Here is a 25,246-nt window from a genome sequence, read left to right as displayed (position 1 = left end):
TTAGGCCGCCTCTTTTGCTAGATTCATAAATAATATTGATACCTGCGCACCAACCACTTCTGCTCCCTGCATACGATTTCGTATTTCAATTTTGGCAGAGTGATCATCAATAATTTTTTTAACCACTGCCAAACCCAATCCTGTGCCTTTGCTCTTTGTTGTGACATAAGGCTCAAAGGCTCTTGCCAATATCTTAGCTGGAAATCCTACTCCAGAATCACTTATTGTTAAGCGCACTGCCTTTTGCTCTATGCCATTGTGCTCTCCATAGGGCACTAACTCTGTTTTTACTTCAACCGCCTCCCCAGGATGAGACCCCTCTAAGGTGGCATCTTGCGCATTTTGTAATAGATTATGAATCACCTGTCTAAGTTGAGTTTGGTCGCCCATAATATCTGGGCAATGGGGATCGAGCTGGGTACGCAATGGACTGCCTTCATACAAACCCAAAATTTCTGATGTGAGCGCATTAATGGACAGGGGTTTTAGCTGCGGCGTCGGTGTTTTAGCAAAATCCCTAAAGTCATTTACCATTTCTTTCATCGCCTGCACCTGGCCAATAATGGTTTCGGTACTGCGATTGATCATTTCTTCATGCTCGGGGGTGAGCTTGCCAGCAAGCTTCTGCTGCAAACGCTCAGCCGACAACTGGATTGGGGTGAGTGGATTTTTGATTTCATGGGCTAGGCGGCGAGCAACCTCACTCCAAGCAATTGATCTTTGTGCGCTTACTACGTCCGTGATGTCATCAAACACCACCATGCGCAAATCTGCTGTTAACTCTGTACCCCGCACAAACAAGGTCACGCCCAACTCATTTTCAAATTCATTCGTAGTATGTAATTGAATTTGCTTTTGCCAAACGGGTGCAGCCTTAAGAGTAGTCTGGGGCGAAGCGGCCCCTTCATTGGCAACCGCAAGCCTCATTGTTGCAAAGCCCTCTTTAACTGCGCCCTCAAACTCAGTAAGAGTTGGAATACTACTCAATGGCCTACCATCTAGGTGGGTTAAGTCTTGCCCAAAAATACGGTCTGCGCCGGCGTTACTTGACACCACGTTATAGCGCTTATCAAAAATGCATACGCCAGCAGTGAGATTTCCAAGAACCTTCTCTAGGAAAGCCTTCGATTCTTGTAAGGAGTTGCGCGTATCAGCAAGTTGCCGGGTCATTACATTAAATTGACGCGTCAACATTCCCAGCTCATCTCCCGTTTCCAACTCGGGCTTTGGAGAGAGGTCGCCTTGTGCAACTGCTTGGGTTCCTTTAAGCAGCATTAATAGTGGGCGAGCCAATTGACGCCCTAATAACAGGGCCAGGGTGACCGCAACAAATAGGGCAAAAAATAGAGTGAGTGTTAGCGTGCCAACGAACATCTTGCGCAAGCCAGTGCGCCCTAAAGACTTCTCTTGATATTCACTATAGGCTGACTCAACCGCAAAAATATTCTTAGCCAATGGGGTTGGAATGGGTCGCACCAATTGCAAGAAATATCTATCCTCACCTTGCTTGCCCAGAGCACTCTTCTTACGCACAATTGGCACAATTGCCCTTACTTGATAGCCACGCTGTCCGCCTTCTATTTCGATCTGATCTAAAAAGGTAACGCCTTTCTTTTTAAAAGCCTCCTCCACCACTTCAGCGCTAGGCGCAGGTAAATATTTTTTTGATCTTAACTCGCTAGTTAGGATCAAATTGCGCTGCATATTAAAGAGGCTTACTTCTTGAATACCAAATTGATTACGAATCTTCATGATCATGGGGCCAACCTGATCAGAGCTAGTGCCTGCAGGTACCTGCACCACTTGTTCGGCAATAAAATTTCCCTCGGCCAAAATCTCTTCTTGAGCAATTTGCAAAGTAACGCGTCCCAACTCTAAGCCGGAGTTAAGTGCCGATTCAACCTTCACATCAAACCAAGTTTCAATACTGCGCGATACGAACTGGAGTGAAACGCCATACAAAATTAAGCCAGGAACAACGCCAACTAAGGCAAAAATCATTGCCAGCTTGGCAATCAAGCGAGTTCCAAAATGTCCCCTATACCAACGAACACCAATCACTATTACTAAAATCAAGATCACTAGAGTGAGAGAAACTCCAATGACCACATTGGCTGCATAAAGCCAGATAAAGTATTTGTCAAAAAACTCTGTATTGGATGACGCAATTGATAGCAAGACTAAGAGGACTAAAGCAAATGCGCCTATGACGCCTATGGCGACGGGGATTAGCTTCTTTCTCCAGGTCTTTGATGTAAAAAAAGTGCCCTGAAACAGTGTTGAAAATGCGTTCATCGCTTAATGAGTGTCGGGCCAGTTGGTGAAAATGGGATGCGCAACCAATCGCTAGAAACATTCCAATCACGATTATTTAAGGCATTCACCTGGAATGGCTTGGGTAGCTTGCTCAAATCTAAACTCATCCGCAAGGAGGCCGTATATGACTTACCTGCATCGAGCTGACGATTATCAATCACGTCCCAACCACCAATACTGCCAACTGCTTGTAACGCTTCTGAAATCGTTTGCGCAGAGAATGTGAAGCCCTCTGAAGCAATTCGATATTGTTGCGTTAGGGGTTGATAAGAGAGGCGGGTTTGTCTCTGGGCAAGCGCGGGTTTCTCATCAAACCAATACCAACGCGAGCGCGTTAAATCAAACTCTGTTTGAAAGTAGAGCACCACCCCCTTTTGAACTGCATCCTCGAGACCGGGGGAAAGCTCAATCTGAAAAGTGGCATTCAAAAGCCAGTCGCTATCAACCCTCTCCAACTCAAAGGATTTGATCTTAATTCCTTCTGCGCTTGCGCTTGTTGAAAACACACTCAACGCCATCAAGCATAAAAAGATGAATTGTTTAATTCTTTGGCTCATGGCCCATTTTTCTTAAACAAAGCATAGTAAAAACCGTCGCTTACGTCTGTTGGCAGGATCTGCCCTGGAGCGCCTAATCGTACCGCATTGCCATGCTCGGCAGCAAACCAAATTGCTTGCTCCTCCCCCTCCTCAGGAAATACCGAGCAAGTGACGTAGAGTAGCAGTCCTTCAGCTTTCAACATTTTCCAGGCCTGCTCCAGAATGCCGCGTTGCTTCTGTTGCAAGGACTTGATATCGGCCTCACGCCTTAAAAATGGGATATCTGGGTGTCTGGCCACAATACCTGAGGCGGAACATGGCGCATCAAGCAAAATTTTGTCAAAAGGGATGCCATCCCACCAAGATGCTTTTGAAGCGTCGCCCCGAAGTACCTGCACTTTGTCAGAATGCAAACGCAAGCGGTCTAAATTACCGCCAATTTTGCTCAGACGATCACCGTCGAGTTCTAAAGCCACCATCTCACAATTAGCTAGCTCTAGCAAATGGGCAGTCTTGCCGCCGGGAGCCGCACAAGCATCTAAGATTCGTTCGCCTGACTGAGGGTTTAAGAGGAGCGCTGCTATCTGCGCTCCAGCATCTTGAACCGATGCCGCGCCACTATAAAAACCTGGTAGATCTGAAACGGGAACCGGGTTAGACAACAACAAAGCGGATGACAATTTAACCCCAGCCACATCTTCAATTGGAGTGGACGCTATTCCAAGCTCGCTTAATAAAGTTTGATATTGATCACGTGAATATTGTTTTTGATTGATGCGCAAAATTAATGGCGCCCGTTTTGCTTGTGCAAATAAAATAGATTGCCAGGCCTTCGAGTAATGCCGTTTTAAGTTGGCGCGCCACCAAGATGGAACGAACATTGGAATGGGGTCTGGAGGAAAGCGGGGCTCGCCCTCTGGCGGCTGAACAATAAGACTTACCTTACGAAGTACTGCATTCACTAAGCCTTTGGCATACATTGTCTTATCGTAGTTGGCGCAAGCGCTTACAGCTTGGTCAACAATGGTATGGGCTGCATAGCCTTTGCCATCTGCGTTTTCATTTAGAAACAGAGCAATAGCAACGCTCAATAAATGATCGACTTCTGGCGGAGGATTCTTTGGAATAAATTCTTTGATTAACTCATGTGATCGAACCCATTTGCGCAAAGCGTCAAAACTTAAGCTCTGCACAATAGGGCGCTCATGCGGCTCTAATTGATCTAGAACTTCCGTCAGTGACCTGCCACTCATTACTTCACCAACGGCCTGAGCAGTAATGCTGATAGCTTCAGAAAGGGGCAAGCTGTGCGGCGTTTTTTTATCAGTCAAATTAATTTAGTGTTGGTTTATTTTGCTTGAAAGCGTAATACTTGTTCACGGTAAGCAAGCGACTGCAAGCAAAGCTTGGCATTCATTTTCTTACCGCCAGGCTTTTGCATCTCTAAAATTTCTATAGCATCCTTGCCGCACTGAATATAAATGCCCTCCTCGCTGAGCCCCAATAATTCTCCGGGGCGCCCAGCTTTGCTACAGGCGTCTACTTTTGGAATGCGAGAGCTCCAAAATTTCATCGACGCCTCTTCAGCGTTGCTAGTAGCCCCAGGAAAGGGGTTAAAAGCCCGAATCTTTCGATCAATTTCTTGAGCGCTTAGATTCCAGTCGATTTCTGCTTCGCTCTTTAATATTTTTTCCGCATAAGTTATGCCCTCTGCTTCTTGCGGGGTCCGAACTAAGCCCTTGCCTCCTTGCAAACGATTTAGCGTCTCAATCATTGATTGGGCGCCTAATTTTGCCAATCGATGGTTCAAGGTGCTGCTTGTTTCTTCGGGCGTAATTTCAAGCTCACCAATAAACACCGTGTCGCCCGTATCGAGACCGGCGTCCATTTGCATAATACAAATGCCTGTTTTTGAATCGCCCGCTTCGATCGCTCGCTGTATCGGTGCAGCACCACGCCAACGTGGCAATAAGGATGCATGAATATTGAAACTACCATGCCTTCCTGGCTGCTGTGCAATATCTAAAATGTCTTGTGGCAAGATGAGTCCGTAGGCAGCTACCACCATAGCATCAAAATCTATTGCAGATAATTGCGCATGTGCCTCTTGAGCTTGGATTTGCTTTTGGGGGTCGCTACTATCGCGCTTGAGTGTTTCTGGTTGCAGCACGGGAATATTTTTTTCCAATGCAAACTCTTTAACGGGGCTAGCCTGCAAGTGCATCCCCCGTCCAGCCCTACGATCTGGCTGGGTAAGCGCCAGAACAATTTCATGACCTGCACCATCAATTGCGCGCATTGCTTGCGCAGCAAACTCGGGAGTTCCAGCAAATACAATTTTCATCAGCGGCGCCTAGCGCTCACCCACTAACTCTTTGGCACGCTTTTTAAGTTTTTGTGAAATTCGTGTTCGTTTGAGTATCGATAAATACGCAACAAATACCTTTCCCTGTAAATGGTCAATCTCATGCTGCAAACAAACTGCCAACAAGCCATCCGCATCAAGCTCGAACTCTTTACCATCCGCATCTAAAGCCTTTACTCGAACTTGTGCAGCTCTTTCAACTTCATCATAAAACTCGGGCACTGAAAGACAGCCCTCGCGCCAAGACTTTTTCTCAGGGCTTGACCAAATAATTTCTGGGTTTATGAAAACCATCAAGTTATTTTGCTCATCAGATATATCGATAACAACAATTCGCTCATGAATATCAACCTGTGTTGCAGCTAAGCCAACTCCTGGAGCCTCATACATGGTGTCGGCCATATCGGCGACTATTTTTTGAATGCGCGCATCCACTTGCGCTACAGGTTTAGCAACCTTATGCAAGCGCGGATCTGGGTAACAAAGGACGTTTAACAAAGCCATAGAAGAATTATCCAACAGAGCAATCAGTATGTCCTGATTGCTGAAATTCCCCTAAAGATCAAAATCTTTGAATGCCCCCACCCCCAAAACCAAATCAAATCACTTGCCTTGCTAAGGGTGATAAAAACTACCCCTGCCGGTTTAATGACTTATATGATCCGCCCGAGCGTCTCTATATAGACGGGGATCTTAAATTGCTAAAAATTCCCATGGTCGCAATCGTGGGCTCACGCAAAGCTAGCATGGAAGGCCTTGAAAATGCGGCTGCTTTTGCCAAAGGGCTCTCACGAGCAGGTTTACTAATCGTCTCAGGGCTTGCGAGAGGCGTTGATGGAGCTGCTCATCAAGCAACCCTCAAGCTTGGCCCCAAGCACTTCACGATGGCAGTCTGTGGGGCTGGTGTGGATGTGATTTACCCCAAAGAACATCTCGATTTAGCCAAAAATATTCGAAAGCAAGGGCTTTTAGTCTCTGAACTCCCTTTGGGGGCGCCACCACAAGCATGTCACTTCCCTAGGCGTAATCGACTGATTGCAGCGCTATCGATTGGTGTAGTGGTGATTGAGGCGGCCGAAAGATCGGGCTCTCTTATTACCGCAAGGCTTGCGGCAGAGCTGGGTAGGGAGGTTTTTGCCGTGCCAGGATCGATTCAGTACCCATTTTCTAGTGGCTGCCACCTTCTCATTCAGCAGGGCGCAAAACTGGTGCGCAACCCCCAAGATGTTCTAGAAGAGTTGGTTTTTTGAGAAAACCCCTATTTAAAAGGGTTTAAATGCTACTTTTTACCCATAAACAGTCCAAAAAACGCCCCCTTACTTATCGAAAAAGCGGCCCTTTTGGACTTTTCCCAATTTATCGGTTAATAATAAAAAAGGGGTAAGCAATTGACCAAACCCTGATTTGGTTTAAATTGTTCATCCTTTTTCCTTATTAGAAACATCATTTCAGGCTCAAATTTAGGCAAACGCGTGGCTAAAGCATCTACCAAAAGCAGCTCCAAGACCTCATCTACGGATCATCCCAAGACCCTTGTCATTGCCGAGAAACCTTCGGTAGCTAATGACATTGCTAAGGCTCTAGGCGGCTTTACTAAGCACGAGGACTATTTTGAGAACGACGACTTTGTAATCTCATCTGCGGTTGGCCATCTCTTAGAAATCGCAGCCCCAGAAGAATATGACGTTAAACGTGGCAAATGGTCTTTTGCTAACTTACCTGTAGTTCCCCCTTATTTTGATTTGCGACCAATTGTCAAAACAGAATCGCGCCTGAAAGTATTGCAAAAACTCATTAAACGCAAAGACATCACCTCTTTGATTAATGCCTGTGACGCGGGACGCGAAGGCGAGCTAATCTTTCGTTTAATTACACAGCATGCAAAAGCATCACAAGGTATCAAGCGTTTATGGCTGCAGTCAATGACTCCATCAGCAATACGTGATGGCTTTGCAAACTTACGCGCCGATGAAGATATGCAACCGCTAGCTGATGCAGCCCGTTGCCGCTCAGAGGCTGACTGGTTGGTTGGCATTAATGGCACGCGTGCTATGACCGCATTTAACAGTAAGAGTGGCGGCTTCTTCTTGACCACTGTGGGTCGCGTTCAAACACCGACGCTCTCAATTGTGGTGGAGCGTGAAGAACTGATTCGTAAGTTTATTTCCAAAGATTATTGGGAAGTAAAGGCTGAGTTTATTGCTGCCGCAGGGGTTTATGAGGGCCGCTGGTTTGACCCCAAATTTAAAAAAGATGTTACAGAACCCGATGCTCGTGAAAACCGTCTTTGGAGCGAAGCTGCAGCACAAAGCATTGTTGCAGCATGTCGGGATAAAAAAGCAAGTGTTACAGAGGAAGCGAAGCCAGCAACCCAACTTGCCCCGCAACTTTTTGACTTAACCAGCTTGCAACGTGAAGCAAATGCCCGCTTTGGCTTTTCTGCAAAAAATACTTTGGGTCTTGCACAGGCACTTTATGAACGTCACAAGGTTTTAACTTATCCCCGTACTGATGCAAAAGCGCTTCCAGAGGACTATCTAGATACTGTTAAACAAACCATGGAAATTCTTGCTGAGAAATCACAAGACTATCGCGCCTTTGCCAAACAGATTTTGAAGGGTGACCCGAAGGATCCAAAAGCAAAAGCTGGTTATGGCTGGATCAAGCCAAACAAACGCATCTTTGATAATTCAAAAATTTCTGATCACTTTGCAATCATTCCAACTCTGGAAACTCCAAAGACTTTAAGTGAGCCAGAAGCAAAGTTATACGACTTAGTAGTCCGTCGTTTCTTGGCCGTCTTTTATCCGGCTGCCGAATTCCGAGTCACCACCCGCATTACTGAAGTTTTGGGCCACCACTTCAAAACCGAGGGTCGTGTCCTCATTAATCCCGGCTGGCTTACTGTCTATGGCAAATCAAATCAAGCTGACGATGAGCTTGTAGCGGTGAAAGAGGGCGAAACCGTTCAAAACGAATCAATTGCTGTGGTGCCATTAAAAACTAAACCGCCTGCGCGCTATACCGAAGCAACATTACTTTCTGCAATGGAAAGTGCTGGCAGGTGGGTTGATGATGACGATATGCGCGAAGCTATGGCAGAAAAAGGTCTAGGAACGCCTGCAACGCGCGCGGCCATCATTGAGGGATTACTCGCCGAAAGATACATCGTGCGCGAAGCACGTGAGCTGATTCCCACAGCAAAAGCTTTTCAATTAATGACTTTATTGCGTGGGCTAGATGTTGAAGAATTAACGCGCCCTGATTTAACTGGTAATTGGGAAAACAAGCTCTCTTTGATTGAGCAGGGCAAAATGAATCGCGACACCTTCATGCAAGAAATTGCGCAGATGACGCAGCGCATCGTCAAGCGCGCCAAGGAGTATGACAGCGATACTATTCCGGGTGACTATGCCACGATGACCACGCCATGCCCGCACTGTAAGGGCTCGGTGAAAGAAAACTATCGTCGCTTTGCCTGTGAAAAATGCGGCTTTACCATCAGCAAAACTCCTGGTGGACGCGCATTTGAATATCCTGAAGTGGAAGAGTTGCTGCGCGAAAAAACAATCGGCCCACTACAGGGCTTCCGCAGCAAAATAGGTCGGCCATTTGCAGCCATCATTAAGTTAAGTGAAATTCCGGAAGATGATAAGGACTATCCAAATGCAGGTTTCAAACTCGAGTTTGATTTTGGTAATTCTCAAGATGAAGAAACTGAGGCAATCGATTTCACAGGTCGTCAAGCCTTGGGCGTTTGTCCAAAATGTTCTGGCGCCATATACGAAGATGGTATGCGCTATCTTTGCGAAAACAATACAGGGCCAAGCAAAACCTGTGATTTCAAAACGGGCAAAGTTGTTTTGCAACAAGAAATTTCTGCTGAGCAGGTGCAAAAGCTGCTGAAAGAAGGCAAGACTGATCTCTTAACCAACTTCAAATCAAACCGAACTGGGCGTGGCTTTAAGGCCTATTTAGCCTTGGGTGCTGATGGAAAAATTGGTTTTGAGTTTGAGGCTAAGGCTGCCGGTGCAGCCAAAGCTCCAGCAAAGAAACGGGCGGGCGCTAGTGCTGCAACTAAATCTGCAGCAAAACCTAAGCGCGCAAGCAAAGCAAAGTCATCGCCTAGCACTTGAGCTGTAATCAGCTTAGCAGCGAGCGCTGACCATAAAATACCTCGTGAGCCTAATGCAGTAGCTAAAAAGATTCCAGGTCTTTGGGTAAGCGCGCCAATGATTGGTAAACGGTCGCCCGCAACACAGCGTACCCCAACAAAATCACCGACCTTGATTAGCGCTGCCGGGTCTCCCTCAGAATAGGCTAACAAACCTTGTGCTTGCTCACGATTAAATGCATCACTACTATCTCTTGAGCCCAAATCATCTTCGCCCTCATCAAAGCTAGAGCCCACCATCCAACGATAGCTGCCGTCTTCAAGCTGCTGCGCTGGGAGACAATATCCGTCACCAGATACCCCAACGCTCGGTAATTTTTGCACCCAAGGACCATCTTTTTTAATAGAGAAAATACTCAGTTGACCGCGCACCGGTTTTAGGGGCAATCGTATTCCGATGCTGCCCATTAAGGACTTGGTGTCCATAGCTGTTGCAACTACTACCTGGTCTGCAGTAAGAATGGCTTCATTGGCCTGATTCAATAAAAGCCATTGGCCATTGGCTTGTTCGAGTTTTGCAACGCGGGTGTTCCACAGACAAGTTAAATGCACATGCTCTTTCAGTAGCGTATTGCTTGCCTCAAATATATTTAAAGATGCGCCCCGGGAAAGCCATACTCCGCTTTGTCCAATGCCGCAGGTTTTTTCGGCCGCCTGAGCATCTAAAGCTATAGCAATGTCTTCATCGAGGCCCAATGACTTTAAATAATTAGCCACTTCTACTTGATCGAAATGCTTGTCTTTTTTAGTAGGCTGAAAAATGCCATGCTTGTTCCAAGTATTACCCCATCTCGCCTCAGCCAACAAAAAAGCAATGCGTGTTAGGCGTAATAAACGTGGAGATCCTTTGCCTATGTGTGGGTGGGCTATGGCATAAGCGTGACTTGAGCAGGCGGTGGCGGGTGATGATGCGGCATCTACAATGCATACAGCTTTGCCGCGCAGGAGCAGCTCGTTTGCAATTGTTGAGCCGCAAATGCCTGCCCCAATCACCACTATTTCATGGTGTTGGGGGTTGGTCATTGGAATAATCTAGATGAAATACTTAAGCGTTTAATCGCTGTTCAATCTTGGCGCGAGTCTCTTTCAACTCTTTTGGCAAGCGATCACCAAGGTGATCAAACAACTCAGTGTGAAGCTTTAACTCATTCTTCCAGTCATCAACAGCGACACGAATGGCTTGAGCAAATTTCTCAGCCGAATAGTCAAGGCCATTCCAATGCATATCAGCGTACTCTGGACAAATACCAAATGGTGTTTCTTTGCCCTTTGCTTTGCCTTCAGCGCGCTCCAAAATCCAAGAGAGTACGCGCATGTTTTCACCAAAGCCTGGCCAAACAAACTTGCCGTTTTCATCTTTGCGGAACCAGTTAACGCAGTAGATCTTGGGCAAAACAGCGCCTTCGGATTCTAACTTCTTGCCGATGTTGAGCCAATGCTGAAAGTAATCGCTCATGTTGTAACCAGCAAACGCGATCATCGCAAATGGGTCGCGACGCACGACACCAATTTGACCAGTGATCGCTGCGGTGGTTTCTGAACCAAGGGTTGCGGCCATGTAAACGCCCTCTACCCAGTCGCGCGCCTCGCTAACCAAGGGTACGGTGTTTGAACGGCGGCCACCAAATAAGAATGCATCAATTGGAACGCCTTCCGGATCATCCCACTTAGGATCAACCGCTGGGTTATTGGTAGCAGCAACCGTAAAGCGTGAATTTGGATGGGCAGCTTTGCGGCCTGCAGCGCCATCCGCTGGAGTCCAGTCTTTGCCCTGCCAGTCAATTAGGTGCGCCGGTGGAGTTTCTGTCAAACCTTCCCACCAAACATCGCCATCATCAGTCAGACCAACGTTAGTAAAAATTACATCCTGATTCAAAGAATCAATACAGTTTTGATTGGTTTGGCGATTTGTACCAGGCGCAACGCCGAAGTAACCAGACTCTGGGTTAATTGCAAACAAACGGGTTTTGCCAGTAACCGGGTCTTTGCGTGGCTTAATCCATGCAATGTCATCGCCAATAGTAGTGACCTTCCAACCATCAAATCCTTTTGGTGGAATCATCATGGAGAAGTTGGTTTTGCCGCAAGCGGATGGGAAAGCAGCTGCAATGTGATATTTCTTTCCCTCAGGCGAGGTCACACCCAAGATCAACATGTGCTCTGCTAGCCAGCCTTGTTCACGGCCCATATTGGATGCAATGCGCAGCGCAAAACATTTTTTGCCCAACAATGCATTGCCACCGTAACCAGAGCCAAATGACCAGATTTCGCGGGTTTCAGGGTAGTGCACAATGTATTTGTTCTTATTGTTTGGCCATGCAACATCTTTTTCACCAGCAGCTAAGGGCTTGCCAACAGTATGAATGCAAGGAACAAACTCGCCAGTAGCGCCCAACTGATCAATCACAGCCTTGCCCATGCGAGTCATGAGGCGCATATTAATTGCAACATAAGGGCTATCAGAGAGCTCCACACCAATGTGAGCAATGGGAGATCCTATTGGACCCATGGAGAATGGCACTACATACATTGTTCTGCCACGCATACAGCCATCAAACAAAGGGTGTAATGTTGCGCGCATTTCACTTGGCTCCACCCAATTATTTGTGGGGCCGGCATCCTCTTTTTTAGCAGAGCAAATGAATGTACGGTCTTCAACTCGTGCCACATCTTCAGGATCTGAAAGGGCTAAAAATGAATTTTTTCGTTTGGCTGGGTTTAAACGCTTAAATACGCCCGCTTTGACCAAGAGCTCACAAAGTTCCTCATATTCGGCTTGGGAGCCATCACACCAATGAATTGCATCTGGCTTAGTCAGGGCTGCAATTTCACCAACCCACCCAATTAATTGCTTGTTTTTTACGTAAGCTGGTGCATTCGCATCAATTTGGTCGGCAGTTGCTGTGGTCATATATTTACCCGTGAAGATTTAATTTTTAATCCAATGATTTTATCATTTTGGGGATATTTAACCCCTTAAATAAGGGGGAACAAACCCTCTACTTGCCAATGCAGAACTGGCTAAAAATTTTGCCCAAAAGGTCGTCTGGAAGCAGCTTTCCAGTGATTTGCCCTAGGTGATTTTGCGCTAAAAATAGCTCTTCAGCGAATAATTCAAGCGAATTGTTGCCATTTGCTGCGAATTGTTCTGATCTTGCAATATGTTCTGATGCTCGCTCTAAGCAGTCTAAATGTCTTCTTCTGGCGACAATTGCCCCCTCTTGCGAGCCATTCCAACCCACTATTTCTAATATCTTCTGCTTTAGAGCCTCAATTCCAGCACCGGTCTTGGCTGAAATCAAGATAGTCTCTTTTTGAGTCCTTACAGAGCCTGAGGGTAGTAAGTCTGATTTATTAAGGGCCGCTAAAACAGGGCATTTTGGTGGCAACTCAGAAAGAATTCGCTCTTTCAAGCCATCTTCGCCAGAATTAGGGTCGGTCAGGAAAATCACTAAATCCGCTAAACGAATGGCGTCCCAAGATCTTTCAATGCCTTTTGCCTCGACCAGATCCTTTGTATCACGCAAGCCGGCAGTATCAATAATGTGTAACGGCACGCCCTCGATGGTGATACTCTCTTTCACTCGATCACGTGTTGTGCCTGCAATGGGTGTCACGATTGCAACCTCCTCACCCGCGAGTCTATTCAGTAAAGAGCTCTTGCCAACGTTTGGGGCGCCAGCTAAAACCAGATGTATACCGTCGCGCAAAATTTTTCCCTGTTTAGCGCCATTGCGAAGAGACTGTAACTTCTCTTTAACTGCAGCTAAACGTTGACGTGCTTGTGCATTCTCCAAAAACTCAATCTCTTCTTCGGGAAAGTCTAGGGTAGACTCCACCAAAATACGCAGCTGTGTAATTTCTTCGATGAGGTCGTTAATGCCCTCCGAGAAGCCGCCCTGCAATGATCTAGCGGCGCCAAGAACAGCGGCCTCACTCTGAGCATCAATTAAATCTGCAATTGCTTCGGCTTGGGCTAAATCAATTTTGTTGTTCAGATAAGCGCGCAAAGTAAATTCGCCGGGCTCCGCAATTACTAATTCATCGTCTTTGCCTAACTCAAGGCAGCGCTTCATTACCAACTCGAGAAGTTGGGGTCCTCCATGACATTGCAACTCCAATACATCTTCACCTGTAAATGAAGCTGGGGCTGCAAAATAAATCGCAATGAGTTGATCGATGGTTTGTCCATCGGCGTCACATAAGGTGACTAAATGGGTTTTTCGCGAAGATAGCTCTTTTTGAAAAAGCGCCTTTGTAATTGAGCCAAGGCTCTCCCCACTAATGCGCACAATTCCAACGCCCGCCTTACCTGGGGCGGTAGCTACAGCAATGATGGGCAGCTTTCTAGTCATCATTGCTGTGCCTTTTCCATTAAACCCTATGCCATCAAAAAATTACTTGGCTTCTTTTTTTCCAAACATTTGGTTGATCTGCCATTGTTGTGCAATTGACAACAGGTTATTAACCACCCAGTACAACACCAGGCCTGCCGGGAAGAAAAAGAACATTACCGAGAATACGATTGGCATGTACATCATCACTTTTGCCTGAATAGGATCAGGCGGCGTTGGATTAAGTTTAGTTTGCACAAACATCGAGATGGCCATAATGACTGGCAGAATGTAATAAGGGTCTGGAATAGATAGGTCATGGATCCACAAAACCCAAGGGGCGCCACGCATCTCAACCGACGACAACAACACCCAATACAGCGCAATAAATACCGGGATCTGGACCACCACAGGCAAACATCCGCCTAGTGGATTAATTTTCTCCTTGCGGTACATCTCCATCATTGCTTGATTTAACTTCTGTGGATCGCCCTTATATTGCTCCCTCATGGCCATTAAACGTGGCTGCACCTCTTTCATGCGGGCCATCGATTTATAACTTGCAGCAGAAAGCGGGAAAAATACTAACTTAATCAAAATTGTAAGAAGAATAATTGCCCAACCCCAGTTGCCAACATAACCATGAATTTTCTCCAGCAGCCAGAAAATAGGTTTTGCCAGAATCGTTAAGTAGCCATAGTCTTTCAGCAATTCAAAACCAGGGGCAATCGTTTCTAGAACACTTTCCTCTTGTGGCCCAACGAAGAGGCGAGATTTTTCTACAACGGTTGAGCCTGGAGCAACAACACCTAGCGGCGTTTGCATCCCAATGCGATATAGGCCGTTATCAATTTTCCCAGCGTAGATATCGCGCGTAAATTTATCTCCTGGAATCCAGGCGCTAGCAAAATAGTGTTGAACCATTGCGATCCAGGCTGGGTCTCCAGCGGCTACTTGGGCTGGGATCGTAATTTTATTTTTATCAATCGCCGTAAATTCCAGTTTGTTGAATTTTTCTTTATCGGTATAAACAGCTGGCCCAGTAAAAGTGCTTGCTGAAAAGGCGCCGTCAAATGGGCCAATTTTTTGCTCTTGGCTGCCGTCTCTCACCAACTCTGTATAAAGAACTAATGGCGAAGAATTGTTGCCAGACTGAGTAACACGATGGCCGACTTCAACCACATAGCTTCCAGGATTGAGGATGAAAGTTTTTTCTAACTTAACGCCATTTCGCTCGCTCACCAGAGTTAGAAAAGGTCGTCCAGAGCCATCTTTGGCAGATTGAATAAGCTTGAACGTACTTGTGTGATTTGGTAAGTCGTTGTTGTTCAGAGAAATCAAGCCGGAACGTGCAAAGTATTTGTGGTTTGGTGAGTACTGAAATAACTCAACCGGGGTATTTTCTGCAGTCAATGCTTTAAGTAGTTTTGCATCAATCACATTGGCGCCATTGGCGCTAATTTCTAATACCAATACATCATTTTTTAATACGAATTTTTCAGCGCTCTCGATTGCGCCCGAATTAACTGTGGGGGTTGTAGCAATCGTTGGCGCACCTGATATTTGAGTTGGTACATCCGCCTTGTTGATTGCGGTGGTCTTATCAGCAAGGGATGGTGCGCTTACCGGTGAGCCGCCAAACAAAGAAGGTTTTCCTTCATGAACCTGCCAATTGCTGTAGAGCATGAGGCCTGACATCGAGAACACTGCCCAAAGAATTGTTTTTTTAAAGTCCATTTGCATTCACTTAAATTAATGAGATATTTGTTTTACCGCAGGATCATAACCGCCTTGTGACCATGGATTACAGCGCAGAATGCGCCATACAACCAAAGCAAAGCTTTTAATAAATCCATAATGATTAAAGCAGTCGCAGGCATATTGTGAGCAACTGGGTACATATTTGCAGTGCGCTCCCGTATAGGGGCTTAAAGCCAGTTGATAAATTTTTACCAACTTAATTGCGGCACTGTTTAGAAGGTTCACCTTAAATTAATCCCGAGATCTGAGAGCGCAGAAGTTCTGTTTCTTTTTTTCTAAGCCTACCCCGCGTCTCACGGCCAATTGGTTTTTTGAGCTTTACCACTACATCTTTATCTAAGTTGCCTGCTTGGGCAGCCCAAATTAATTCGCGAATCATTCTTTTTAGGCGATTGCGGTCAACTGCTCTTTTTGCTAATTTCTTAGCTACCGCTACCCCCAAGTCTGGCTTAATGCCCTCTTGGGTGGGCGCAGCATACAGGCCCCAATACGAACTTGTTTTGGGGTGTATTTTTAATAACTCAGAAATCCTGGCGCTGTTCAATGGCTAAATCAAACGGCCAAACGCTTACGACCCTTTGCGCGTCGTGCGTTTAATACTGCACGGCCGCTCTTGGTTTTCATGCGAATACGAAAACCGTGCGTGCGTTTACGGCGTGTTACTGATGGTTGGTAGGTTCTTTTCATGATATATCCCGGGAAAACCGACTATTTTCCTTGTTGCAAGGCAAAAGGTCAATCTATCTTGATGAATATATAGGTGTTTTTCTCTATTTTTATGAGTTTTTATCTTAAGGCGTTAATTTATATCGTTTTTTTAGCCTTGTTCACAAGTTATCCACAGCTTTTCCACGTTTTTGTAGCTTGTGGATAACTTTGTAGCATCGCTACAATGGATCCTCTAAAAATATGAGTAACCTACAAAATCCCCCCGCATTAAATTCAATCAGCCCCTTGGTTTTTTGGGATGGCGCTGTTAGCACGCTTTCCCGTGAGTTATCGCCCCAACAGTTTAAGACTTGGATTCAACCTTTGACTCTTGTCTCATTTGATGAGAGTGATCACTCACTAACTATTGGTGCTCCAAACCGCTTTAAGCTTGACTGGATTAAAAAAACATTTGCCGATCGGTTTCAGGAGTTGGCATCACAGTATTTTGGCCTGCCAATTAATGTCAATTTTGTCCTCGACGTTGAGGTGGCCACGCCATCAGTTGCTGCACCAACAATTTCAATGAGCGCCACACCTGAACCCAATCAAACAAGTACCGCTGAAGCGGCCACCTCTTTCGAGGAGGGCGCGTTTGAAATTGAAGACCACTCAAAACTCAACCCCAACCTCACCTTTGAAACCTTTGTTACTGGTAAAGCTAACCAGCTTGCTAGAGCAGCCTCAATACAGGTTGCACATAACCCTGGCAGCTCGTACAACCCAATGTTTTTGTATGGTGGAGTGGGTCTTGGTAAGACACATTTAATCCACGCAATCGGTAATCACCTCTTAAAAGAAAAGCCCAATGCCCGCATTCGTTATATACATGCCGAACAATATGTCTCAGATGTGGTGCGCGCATACCAACAAAAAGCGTTTGATCGCTTTAAGCGCTACTACCACTCGCTAGACCTTTTATTAATTGATGACATCCAATTTTTTAGCGGCAAATCTAGAACGCAAGAAGAGTTTTTTTACGCCTTTGAAGCGCTCCTCAGCAACAAGGCGCAAGTCATCATTACAAGCGACACCTACCCAAAAGAGATGGCAGGCATTGACGATCGCCTAATTTCTCGCTTTGATTCTGGCCTAACGGTTGCGATTGAGCCGCCGGAGCTAGAAATGCGAGTCGCTATTTTGATGAAAAAAGCGGTTAGTGAGGGAATCCCAATGAGCGAGGATGTGGCTTTTTTTGTGGCCAAACACTTACGTTCTAACGTCCGTGAGCTTGAGGGAGCGCTCAGGAAAATATTGGCTTTTGTTCGCTTTCATGGCCGCGAGGTAACGATTGAGGTGGCTAGGGTTGCGCTTAAAGACCTTCTCTCAATACAAAATCGCCAGATTTCCGTTGAAAACATCCAAAAGGCTGTGGCTGATTTTTATAGCATCAAGGTTGCCGACATGTACTCAAAAAAGAGACCTGCGAATATCGCGCGACCACGCCAAATTGCAATGTTTATGGCTAAAGAATTAACTCAAAAAAGCCTTCCTGAGATTGGCGAGCTTTTTGGTGGCAGGGACCACACAACGGTCTTACACGCGGTTCGAAAGATAGCGGACGAACGCTCCCACGACGGCCAGTTAAACCACGAAATCCACGTCATTGAGCAAACCTTGAAGGCGTAGTTTTTGCCTGTGGATAAGGATGTGGACAACGCTAGGGATAAGCTTGGGGATTGTGTGTGGATAAATTGTGGAAAAGCCCAGCTTCATGCAAAAATAGGGGGTTGAAAAAAAGTTATTCACTTTTTATGCAGTGTTTATACAAGGGTTTTCCACAGGTTTTTTGTCTTCTAGTGTGTTGATTTATATGGTTTTTTTGACTTATCCACTAAAATAAGAAGCCTTATTACTATTACTACTAAGATATATACAAGGATTTAAAAGCAATGCAACTCGTTAACACTTCACGCGATAACTTACTTAAACCCCTTCAGGTTGTTAGTGGGATTGTTGAACGTAGACACACACTGCCAATTTTGGCAAACCTGCTTTTTAAAAAGACTGGTGAGAAAGTTTCTTTTATCTCAACAGACATTGAAATCCAAATCACCACCAACGCAAATTTTGGTGTTGGTTCAGAAGATGCGACGACTACTGTTGCCGCTAGAAAATTACTAGATATTTTGCGTGCACTACCAGAGGGTCCCGTTTCCCTTAATCTAAAAGACAATCGCATGGTTGTGCAGAGCGGTAAAAGTCGTTTTTCGTTACAAACTTTATCTGCTGCAGAGTTTCCGGTAATGCAAAGCGTTGGTGAAGTCACGGCTACATGGAAAATGTCACAAAAAAGCTTTCGTCAGTTAATTAGCCAAGTACATTTTTCCATGGCGCAACAAGATATTCGTTATTACTTAAATGGAATGTTGTTAGTTGTTGAGGGTAAAGAGGTGGTGGCGGTTGCAACCGACGGACATCGACTTGCCTACTCTCAGGTTGAGCTGGCTGAAGCTCCATCAGGCTCCGGCCAAAGACAAGAAATCATTATTCCTCGCAAAACAATTTTGGAATGTCAACATCTCTTAGAGGATTCGGATGAGCCACTGGAAATCAGCCTTACAACAAATCAAGTGAAATTTGCGTTTGGTGATATTGAATTAATTTCGAAATTGGTTGAGGGTAAATTCCCAGACTTCCAAAGAGTTATTCCTAAAGGACATAAAAACACTTTAGTTGTTGGTCGTGATGTTTTACAAGCAGCCCTCCAACGCGCCGCTATTCTCACTACAGATAAATTTAAAGGTGTCCGCTTTTCTTTATCACCTAATCGCATCACCGTTCAATCTACTAACGCTGAGCAAGAAGAGGCTCAAGAGGAAATCGAAACCGAATACAGTGGCGATACAGTGGAAATTGGATTTAACGTAAGTTATTTATTAGATGTTTTATCTAACTTGAAGAATGAAAAAATCCAAATTAGTTTGGGCGATGCAAACAGCAGCGCTGTAATTACTCTGCCTGGCTCAGAGAGCTTCAAGTATGTTGTGATGCCAATGCGTATTTAACTTAGAAAAAAATGACTGAAGAAAAAAAAGTAGTTGAGCAGTATGGCGCCGCATCGATTCAAATCTTAGAGGGCCTTGAAGCTGTTCGCAAACGTCCTGGCATGTACATTGGAGACACCTCTGATGGGACAGGCTTGCATCATCTGGTTTTTGAGGTTTTAGATAATTCTATAGATGAGGCGCTAGCCGGTTATTGTTCAGAAATTACCGTTGTCATTCAAACTGACAACTCTATTTCCATTGTTGACAATGGACGAGGTGTGCCAACGGGCATTAAATACGACGACAAGCATGACCCAAAGCGAAGTGCCGCTGAAATTGTTATGACCGAGCTACACGCCGGCGGTAAGTTTGACCAAAACAGCTATAAGGTTTCTGGGGGTTTACATGGTGTGGGTGTTAGCTGCGTAAATGCGCTATCAAAATGGCTAAAACTTACTATTCGTCGCGACGGAAAAACTCACTACATGGAGTTTGAGCGAGGCGTCATTAAGAACCGTAATATTCAAGAAGAGAAGGGGGTTGCCACATCCCCAATAACGGTTACTGGCGACACAGAGCTTTCGGGAACTGAGGTGCATTTCTTGGCCGACGAGACCATTTTTGGACACGTAGAGTTTCATTATGAAATTCTTGTAAAGCGTATTCGCGAGCTTTCATTTTTAAATAATGGTGTACACATCAAATTAATTGATCAACGCACTGGGCAAGAAGAAGATTTTGCATTTTCTGGCGGCGTTAAGGGTTTTGTTGAGTACATTAACCAAACAAAAAACGTTTTACACCCTAATATTTTTTATGCAGAAGGTAACCGCCCCTCTGATCTTGGTGGTCAAATTACCGCCGAAGTATCGATGCAGTGGAACGACAGCTTTAGCGAGCAGGTGCTTTGTTTTACCAACAACATTCCTCAGCGCGACGGAGGCACACACTTAACAGGTTTGCGTGCAGCAATGACGCGCGTTATTAATAAATATATTGACGAGCATGAGGTTGCTAAAAGGGCTAAGGTAGAAATTTCTGGCGATGATATGCGCGAGGGTTTAACTTGTGTTTTATCGGTCAAGGTTCCGGAGCCTAAATTCTCAAGCCAAACAAAAGATAAGCTGGTTTCTAGTGAGGTTCGTGGACCAATCGAAGAAATTGTTGCAGAGGCTCTTTCAGCATATTTACAAGAGCGCCCGGCAGACGCAAAAATTCTCTGTGGAAAAATTGTTGACGCTGCACGAGCTCGTGAAGCAGCTCGCAAAGCGCGCGACATGACAAGGCGCAAAGGCGCGCTAGATGGCCTTGGGCTTCCTGGAAAGTTAGCGGATTGCCAAGAAAAAGACCCCGCCAAATCAGAATTATTTATTGTCGAGGGTGACTCTGCGGGCGGCTCTGCCAAGCAAGGGCGCGATCGTCGCTTTCAGGCAATCCTTCCTTTAAAGGGAAAAATTCTGAACGTAGAAAAAGCGCGCTTTGACAAAATGTTGGCCAGTCAAGAGGTTGTTACCTTGATTACCGTTCTTGGCACGGGTATTGGTATTGAAGAATATAAAGCAGACAAGCTGCGCTATCACCGCATCATCATCATGACCGATGCGGACGTTGACGGCAGCCACATTCGGACCTTACTACTCACTTTTTTCTATAGACAGATGCCAGAGTTAATTGAGCGCGGCCACATCTATATCGCACAGCCACCGCTTTACAAGGTGAAGTTCGGCAAAAATGAGCAATACATTAAAGATGATGTGGAGCTCAACCAGTTGTTGTTAAAGATCGCCCTAGAAACAGCGTCTTTACAAACCCCAACTGGTGAAATTATCGAGGGCGCCTCTCTAAACGAGCTGGCTAAGCACTATCAAGTAATTCAGTCGATTGTTGATCGTCTGTCGCGCACAATTGACGAGGACGCTTTACGGGCAATTGCCTCCGGCGCTCAACTCAACTTAGACACAGAGCAATCTGCAAATGATTCTGCTGCCCGCTTAAGAGAGGCGCTATCAGATTCTTTAAACCCCTTGGCGCTGCTACCAGAAATCATTGTGCAAAAAGAGGATCGTACTGAGCGCTTTAGATTGTTGTTGTCACGCCGCATTCATGGCAACCTCAAACTTTCTTCAATTAACTCTGACTTTGTGCATGGAGACGATTACCAAAGCCTCTCCAATGCCGCTGCCGTTTTGTCGGGCAAGGTTTTACCTGGCTCTAAAGTTCGCCGTGGCGATCCAGACAAGAGTCAAAAAGAACAAACAATTGGAGACTTTAGGGCGGCATTTTCTTGGCTGCTATCTGAGGCTGAGCGCGTTCTAAGCCGTCAGCGATATAAAGGTTTGGGTGAGATGAACCCATCACAGCTGTGGGAAACCACCATGGACACTAACTCACGCACTTTATTACAAGTAAAGATTGAGGACGCTATTGCAGCAGATCAGGTCTTTACAACGTTGATGGGGGACGAGGTTGAACCTCGTCGTGCATTTATTGAAAAAAATGCGCTCATCGCACGCAACCTAGACGTCTAAATATGAAATCAAAAAAATTAACACCTCCCAAGGTGGATCGGTCTTCTATTGTTGTTAAATCCTCACCCATTCATGGCAAAGGTGTTTTTGTAGTAAAGCCAATTAAGAAGGGCCAAGCCATTATTGAATACAGGGGCGAACGTATTAGTTGGAAGTTGGCTATTAAGCGTCACCCACATGATAAGAAGGACCCGAATCATACGTTTTACTTTTCTTTGGATGATGGTCGTGTCATTGATGCGAAGTATGGCGGCAATGCTGCACGCTGGATTAACCATTCGTGCAAGCCAATCTGTGAGACAAAAGAGGGTGTTTATGATGGCGAGCCCCGTGTCTTTATTTATGCCAAGCGCGACCTTAAGGTTGGTGAGGAGTTGTTTTATGACTACTCCCTTGACATAGAGGGTCGCATTAGTAAGCAGATGAAAAAAGACTATGAGTGTCGATGCGGCGCCAAGAAATGTCGTGGCACTATGCTTGCCCTTAAGGGCAAGTAGGCGCCCAATATCTTATGTTGTACATCAGCATTCAGGAGCTTGAGGCCGCAATCAACTATTGGCGCAGCCAGAGGCCAGCAGGGGGCGAAGAGCTGCGCTTGTGCCCAGAAGCCGCTGCCCTTGCAAAACCCTACGCACTAATGATTATCCAAGGCTCTCAGCGTGTGCCAATGGATGTTTTGGACGATGCTGCGCGGATAGCAATTCAAAACTTTCAAAAAATTAACCAGGCCACCTAACCAACCCCCTTTATTTAGGGTTATCGCTATATATAGCAAGGCTATCTTGGGTTATCCTCAATGTCTTGCCCCGCTAGAGGGCAGAGGAAACAAGCTTGCAAGAAACAATATTAGAGACAATTGGACTGGGAAAATCCTTTAAGGGGTTTTCAGCGGTTAATGACGTGAACCTCAAGGTTGCTAGAGGAGCTATTCACGCATTAATAGGCCCAAATGGAGCAGGGAAAACTACTTGCTTTAACTTGCTCACCAAGTTTTTGGAGCCAAGCAGCGGTCAAATCTTATTTAATGGCCTAGACATTACAAGCGAGGCCCCAGCCTTAATTGCGCGCCGCGGCATTATTCGCTCTTTTCAAATCTCAGCGGTTTTCCCCCATTTAACTGTTTTAGAAAACGTTCGTGTTGCGCTGCAGCGAGGATTGGGGACCGAGTTTTATTTTTGGAGGTCCGGTGACTCCCTCAATGTTCTGAATGAGCGCGCTATGGAGTTGCTACATGAGGTTGGTTTAGAGGAGTTTGCCAATGAGCAAACCTTAAACTTGGCATATGGTCGCAAGCGCGCACTAGAAATTGCAACCACCCTTGCTATGGAGCCAGAGTTAATGCTCTTAGATGAGCCGACTCAAGGCATGGGGCACGAAGATGTGGAGCGTGTAACAGAGCTGATTGATCGGGTTGCTAAGGGCCGCACCATTCTGATGGTTGAGCACAACATGAAAGTTGTTGCCTCCATTGCGGACCGGATTACCGTGCTGCAGCGTGGGGCTGTTTTAGCAGAGGGCTCTTATCAAGAGGTTTCTAAAAACCCATTAGTGGTTGAGGCCTATATGGGCAGCCATGGGGGTGACGCTTTATGAGTGGCATGGCACTAGAGGTAAAAAATTTAGAATCTTGGTATGGGGAATCCCATATTTTGCACGGCCTGAACTTTGCAGTGCGCGATGGAGAGGTTGTGACTCTTTTGGGTAGAAATGGTGCCGGTAGAAGCACCATGCTTAAGACTATCTTGGGCCTGACCAGCAAACGGACGGGCTCTATCAGCGTCTTTGGCATTGAGACTATTGGGCTGCCAACCTATCAAATTGCCCGCCTGGGGATTGGGTATTGCCCAGAAGAAAGAGGCATTTTTGGCAGCCTAGATGCTCAAGAAAATCTTCTACTTCCCCCCAAGGTTTCTTCTGGTGGCATGGAATTAGAAGAAATTTATGAGATGTTTCCTAATCTTTATGAGAGGCGAAACAGCCCTGGCACCAGGCTTTCTGGTGGTGAGCAGCAAATGTTGGCGATGGCCCGAATTTTAAGAACTGGCGCCAAACTTTTGTTGTTAGATGAGATTACTGAAGGCCTTGCCCCCGTGATCGTTGAAAAACTTGGCGAGGTGGTTTCTAAATTAAGAAACAAGGGTTTTACGATTGTGCTGGTAGAGCAAAACTTTAGGTTTGCGGCGGAACTGGCAGACAGACATTATGTAGTTGAAAGTGGTTTGATAGTAGAGGTGGTGGAGCGTGCAGACTTAAAGGCCAAGGCCGAAGTCTTAAACGGGTATTTAGGCGTTTAGTTGAGTGTTTACTTTTAAAGGAAAAACAATGAAGCGGACTTTAATTTCTATGGCAGTGGCGGCTTTAGCCGCAGTCTCTAGTGGCGCAAATGCGGCGGATCCATCCGCTGTAAAGATCGGTTTTATTACTGATATGTCTGGTTTGTATGCAGATATTGACGGACAGGGCGGTTTAGAGGCCATCAAAATGGCGGTAGCGGATTTTGGCGGCAATGTTTTGGGCAAGAAAATTGAAATCGTTTCAGCAGACCACCAAAACAAAGCAGACATTGCTGCATCTAAAACCCGAGAGTGGATTGATCAAGACGGCGTAAGCGTTGTTTTTGGTGGAACCAACTCAGGAACTGCTCTTGCAACAGCAAAAGTGGCGGCTGAGAAAAAGCGTATTTATATTAATAACGGCGCCGGCACTTCAGCCTTAACCAATGAGCAGTGCACACCCTACACCATTCACTATACCTATGACACGATTGCGCTAGCCAACGGGTCCGCAAAAGGAATGATGGACAAGGGCCTTAAGACTTGGTATTTCTTGACCGCTGACTACGCTTTTGGTTATGCGCTTGAGAAGGATGCGGCCAGCGTGGTAACTGCTAACGGCGGCAAGGTCTTAGGATCCGTGAAGCACCCCTTAAGTGCTAGTGACTTTTCTTCTTACTTACTACAAGCACAAGCGTCAAAAGCTCAGGTTCTTGGTTTAGCCAATGCGGGCGGAGATACCATTAACTCCGTGAAAGCTGCCAATGAATTTGGTATTACCAAAACGATGAAGCTTGCTGGCTTGCTAGTTTTTATTTCCGACGTGCATGCAATTGGGATTCAAAATGCACAAGGCCTCTTGGCAACAACCGCATGGTATTGGGATCAAAATGATCAGACACGCCAGTTTGCAAAACGCTACTTTGAGAAAATGAAGCGCATGCCAACGATGGTGCAGGCTGGTAATTACTCCTCCACCATGACCTATTTAAATGCAGTTAAAGCAGCCGGCACTAATGACTCAGATAAAGTCATGCAGCAAATGCGCAAGGTCAAAATCAATGACATGTTTACAAAAAATGGTTATATCCGCAAAGATGGAACTATGGTTCACGACATGTACCTTTATGAAGTGAAGGCCCCAAGCGAGGTTGAAAGCCCATGGAAGTATTACAAACTGGTATCCACTCTTTCAGGGGAAAAAGCATTCTCGATTCCCGCTGATTCCAAGTGCGCTTTGTTGAATAAATAAGACCCA

21 protein-coding genes and 1 pseudogene are annotated in these 25,246 nt (G+C 45.8%); 10 read left to right on the top strand and 12 right to left on the bottom strand.

Going from position 1 to position 25,246, the window contains the following annotated elements:
* From ICN29_RS06575 to def, 5 genes are read right to left on the bottom strand one after another with little or no spacing between them, the layout of a single operon-like run.
* Window positions 1-2,295 carry a sensor histidine kinase gene (locus tag ICN29_RS06575; protein WP_216130822.1) on the bottom strand — a complete coding sequence of 765 codons (2,295 nt, stop codon included), beginning with the start codon at window positions 2,293-2,295 and terminating at the stop codon, window positions 1-3.
* Window positions 2,292-2,873 (bottom strand): DUF4390 domain-containing protein, encoded by a 582-nt coding sequence (locus ICN29_RS06570; protein ID WP_216130819.1) that lies wholly within the window; start codon window positions 2,871-2,873, stop codon window positions 2,292-2,294. The genes ICN29_RS06575 and ICN29_RS06570 overlap by 4 nt, the downstream gene beginning before the upstream one ends.
* Window positions 2,870-4,186, bottom strand: a complete 1,317-nt coding sequence (rsmB, locus tag ICN29_RS06565) for a 16S rRNA (cytosine(967)-C(5))-methyltransferase RsmB (RefSeq protein ID WP_216130816.1) — start codon at window positions 4,184-4,186, stop codon at window positions 2,870-2,872. Before rsmB ends, ICN29_RS06570 begins: the two co-directional genes overlap by 4 nt.
* A 17-nt stretch (window positions 4,187-4,203) precedes the next feature.
* The gene (fmt, locus tag ICN29_RS06560; RefSeq protein ID WP_216130814.1) at window positions 4,204-5,199 is read right to left on the bottom strand and encodes a methionyl-tRNA formyltransferase; all 996 of its coding nucleotides are present in this window, start codon (window positions 5,197-5,199) and stop codon (window positions 4,204-4,206) included.
* A gap of 9 nt (window positions 5,200-5,208) precedes the next feature.
* Complete coding sequence (gene def / locus ICN29_RS06555; protein ID WP_216132093.1) at window positions 5,209-5,724, bottom strand: peptide deformylase; 516 nt, start codon at window positions 5,722-5,724, stop codon at window positions 5,209-5,211.
* Between the two features lie 71 nt (window positions 5,725-5,795).
* On the opposite strand from def, the gene dprA reads away from it, so the two are divergent.
* Together dprA and ICN29_RS06545 are read left to right on the top strand one after the other, a co-directional pair.
* Window positions 5,796-6,470: a DNA-processing protein DprA gene (gene dprA, locus ICN29_RS06550; RefSeq protein ID WP_216130811.1), complete on the top strand. Its 675-nt coding sequence runs from the start codon at window positions 5,796-5,798 to the stop codon at window positions 6,468-6,470.
* A gap of 222 nt (window positions 6,471-6,692) precedes the next feature.
* On the top strand, window positions 6,693-9,356 hold the full coding sequence (locus ICN29_RS06545) for a DNA topoisomerase III (RefSeq protein ID WP_216130809.1): 2,664 nt from the start codon (window positions 6,693-6,695) through the stop codon (window positions 9,354-9,356).
* Here the strand turns inward: ICN29_RS06545 and mnmC1 are convergent.
* From mnmC1 to rpmH, 7 genes and pseudogenes are all read right to left on the bottom strand, one after another.
* A pseudogene (gene mnmC1, locus ICN29_RS10700) lies at window positions 9,326-10,417 on the bottom strand (FAD-dependent 5-carboxymethylaminomethyl-2-thiouridine(34) oxidoreductase MnmC1); the annotation flags it as partial. The gene ICN29_RS06545 and the pseudogene mnmC1 sit on opposite strands and share 31 nt — an antisense overlap.
* 22 nt (window positions 10,418-10,439) lie before the next feature.
* On the bottom strand, window positions 10,440-12,305 hold the full coding sequence (locus ICN29_RS06540) for a phosphoenolpyruvate carboxykinase (GTP) (RefSeq protein WP_216130807.1): 1,866 nt from the start codon (window positions 12,303-12,305) through the stop codon (window positions 10,440-10,442).
* Between the two features lie 88 nt (window positions 12,306-12,393).
* The gene (gene mnmE, locus ICN29_RS06535) at window positions 12,394-13,749 is read right to left on the bottom strand and encodes a tRNA uridine-5-carboxymethylaminomethyl(34) synthesis GTPase MnmE (RefSeq protein ID WP_216132091.1); all 1,356 of its coding nucleotides are present in this window, start codon (window positions 13,747-13,749) and stop codon (window positions 12,394-12,396) included.
* A gap of 42 nt (window positions 13,750-13,791) precedes the next feature.
* Entirely contained in the window at window positions 13,792-15,465 is a 1,674-nt protein-coding gene (gene yidC, locus ICN29_RS06530; protein WP_216130804.1) for a membrane protein insertase YidC, read from the bottom strand.
* A 15-nt stretch (window positions 15,466-15,480) separates the two neighbouring features.
* On the bottom strand, window positions 15,481-15,714 hold the full coding sequence (gene yidD, locus ICN29_RS06525; protein WP_216130802.1) for a membrane protein insertion efficiency factor YidD: 234 nt from the start codon (window positions 15,712-15,714) through the stop codon (window positions 15,481-15,483).
* Between the two features lies 1 nt (window position 15,715).
* On the bottom strand, window positions 15,716-16,033 hold the full coding sequence (gene rnpA / locus ICN29_RS06520; protein WP_216130800.1) for a ribonuclease P protein component: 318 nt from the start codon (window positions 16,031-16,033) through the stop codon (window positions 15,716-15,718).
* Window positions 16,034-16,041: 8 nt separating this feature from the next.
* Window positions 16,042-16,176 carry a 50S ribosomal protein L34 gene (gene rpmH, locus ICN29_RS06515; RefSeq protein ID WP_011903922.1) on the bottom strand — a complete coding sequence of 45 codons (135 nt, stop codon included), beginning with the start codon at window positions 16,174-16,176 and terminating at the stop codon, window positions 16,042-16,044.
* Between the two features lie 222 nt (window positions 16,177-16,398).
* On the opposite strand from rpmH, the gene dnaA reads away from it, so the two are divergent.
* From dnaA to ICN29_RS06475, 8 genes are all read left to right on the top strand, one after another.
* A complete protein-coding gene (gene dnaA / locus ICN29_RS06510; protein ID WP_255538086.1) occupies window positions 16,399-17,826 on the top strand; it encodes a chromosomal replication initiator protein DnaA in 1,428 nt (475 codons plus the stop codon).
* A gap of 263 nt (window positions 17,827-18,089) precedes the next feature.
* Window positions 18,090-19,205, top strand: a complete 1,116-nt coding sequence (dnaN, locus tag ICN29_RS06505; protein ID WP_216130798.1) for a DNA polymerase III subunit beta — start codon at window positions 18,090-18,092, stop codon at window positions 19,203-19,205.
* A gap of 11 nt (window positions 19,206-19,216) precedes the next feature.
* A complete protein-coding gene (gyrB, locus tag ICN29_RS06500) occupies window positions 19,217-21,715 on the top strand; it encodes a DNA topoisomerase (ATP-hydrolyzing) subunit B (RefSeq protein WP_216130796.1) in 2,499 nt (832 codons plus the stop codon).
* 2 nt (window positions 21,716-21,717) lie between these two features.
* Complete coding sequence (locus tag ICN29_RS06495) at window positions 21,718-22,212, top strand: SET domain-containing protein (RefSeq protein WP_216130794.1); 495 nt, start codon at window positions 21,718-21,720, stop codon at window positions 22,210-22,212.
* 14 nt (window positions 22,213-22,226) lie between these two features.
* Entirely contained in the window at window positions 22,227-22,451 is a 225-nt protein-coding gene (locus ICN29_RS06490; protein WP_216130792.1) for a DUF3717 domain-containing protein, read from the top strand.
* A gap of 95 nt (window positions 22,452-22,546) precedes the next feature.
* Entirely contained in the window at window positions 22,547-23,308 is a 762-nt protein-coding gene (locus ICN29_RS06485; RefSeq protein WP_216130790.1) for an ABC transporter ATP-binding protein, read from the top strand.
* Window positions 23,305-24,009, top strand: coding sequence for an ABC transporter ATP-binding protein (locus ICN29_RS06480; protein WP_216130789.1), 705 nt, complete (start codon window positions 23,305-23,307; stop codon window positions 24,007-24,009). Before ICN29_RS06485 ends, ICN29_RS06480 begins: the two co-directional genes overlap by 4 nt.
* Window positions 24,010-24,037: 28 nt before the next feature.
* A complete protein-coding gene (locus ICN29_RS06475; protein WP_216130787.1) occupies window positions 24,038-25,240 on the top strand; it encodes an ABC transporter substrate-binding protein in 1,203 nt (400 codons plus the stop codon).
* The last annotated feature ends 6 nt before the right edge of the window (window positions 25,241-25,246 follow it).

The organism is Polynucleobacter nymphae, assembly GCF_018882155.1.
Classification (GTDB): domain Bacteria; phylum Pseudomonadota; class Gammaproteobacteria; order Burkholderiales; family Burkholderiaceae; genus Polynucleobacter; species Polynucleobacter nymphae.
Note: the sequence above shows the minus strand (reverse complement) of the source record. Positions and strands in the feature narration are given on the sequence as shown.

Excerpts from the sequence above, each read along its gene's own strand:
- ICN29_RS06570 (WP_216130819.1), bottom strand. The coding sequence starts at position 2,873 with ATGAGCCAAAGAATTAAACAATTCATCTTTTTATGCTTGATGGCGTTG.
- dnaA (WP_255538086.1), top strand. The coding sequence starts at position 16,399 with ATGAGTAACCTACAAAATCCCCCCGCATTAAATTCAATCAGCCCCTTG.
- ICN29_RS06575 (WP_216130822.1), bottom strand. The coding sequence starts at position 2,295 with ATGAACGCATTTTCAACACTGTTTCAGGGCACTTTTTTTACATCAAAG.
- ICN29_RS06495 (WP_216130794.1), top strand. The coding sequence starts at position 21,718 with ATGAAATCAAAAAAATTAACACCTCCCAAGGTGGATCGGTCTTCTATT.
- gyrB (WP_216130796.1), top strand. The coding sequence starts at position 19,217 with ATGACTGAAGAAAAAAAAGTAGTTGAGCAGTATGGCGCCGCATCGATT.
- ICN29_RS06490 (WP_216130792.1), top strand. The coding sequence starts at position 22,227 with ATGTTGTACATCAGCATTCAGGAGCTTGAGGCCGCAATCAACTATTGG.
- rpmH (WP_011903922.1), bottom strand. The coding sequence starts at position 16,176 with ATGAAAAGAACCTACCAACCATCAGTAACACGCCGTAAACGCACGCAC.
- ICN29_RS06475 (WP_216130787.1), top strand. The coding sequence starts at position 24,038 with ATGAAGCGGACTTTAATTTCTATGGCAGTGGCGGCTTTAGCCGCAGTC.
- fmt (WP_216130814.1), bottom strand. The coding sequence starts at position 5,199 with ATGAAAATTGTATTTGCTGGAACTCCCGAGTTTGCTGCGCAAGCAATG.
- ICN29_RS06480 (WP_216130789.1), top strand. The coding sequence starts at position 23,305 with ATGAGTGGCATGGCACTAGAGGTAAAAAATTTAGAATCTTGGTATGGG.
- yidC (WP_216130804.1), bottom strand. The coding sequence starts at position 15,465 with ATGGACTTTAAAAAAACAATTCTTTGGGCAGTGTTCTCGATGTCAGGC.
- dprA (WP_216130811.1), top strand. The coding sequence starts at position 5,796 with ATGCCCCCACCCCCAAAACCAAATCAAATCACTTGCCTTGCTAAGGGT.
- ICN29_RS06540 (WP_216130807.1), bottom strand. The coding sequence starts at position 12,305 with ATGACCACAGCAACTGCCGACCAAATTGATGCGAATGCACCAGCTTAC.
- mnmE (WP_216132091.1), bottom strand. The coding sequence starts at position 13,749 with ATGACTAGAAAGCTGCCCATCATTGCTGTAGCTACCGCCCCAGGTAAG.
- dnaN (WP_216130798.1), top strand. The coding sequence starts at position 18,090 with ATGCAACTCGTTAACACTTCACGCGATAACTTACTTAAACCCCTTCAG.
- def (WP_216132093.1), bottom strand. The coding sequence starts at position 5,724 with ATGGCTTTGTTAAACGTCCTTTGTTACCCAGATCCGCGCTTGCATAAG.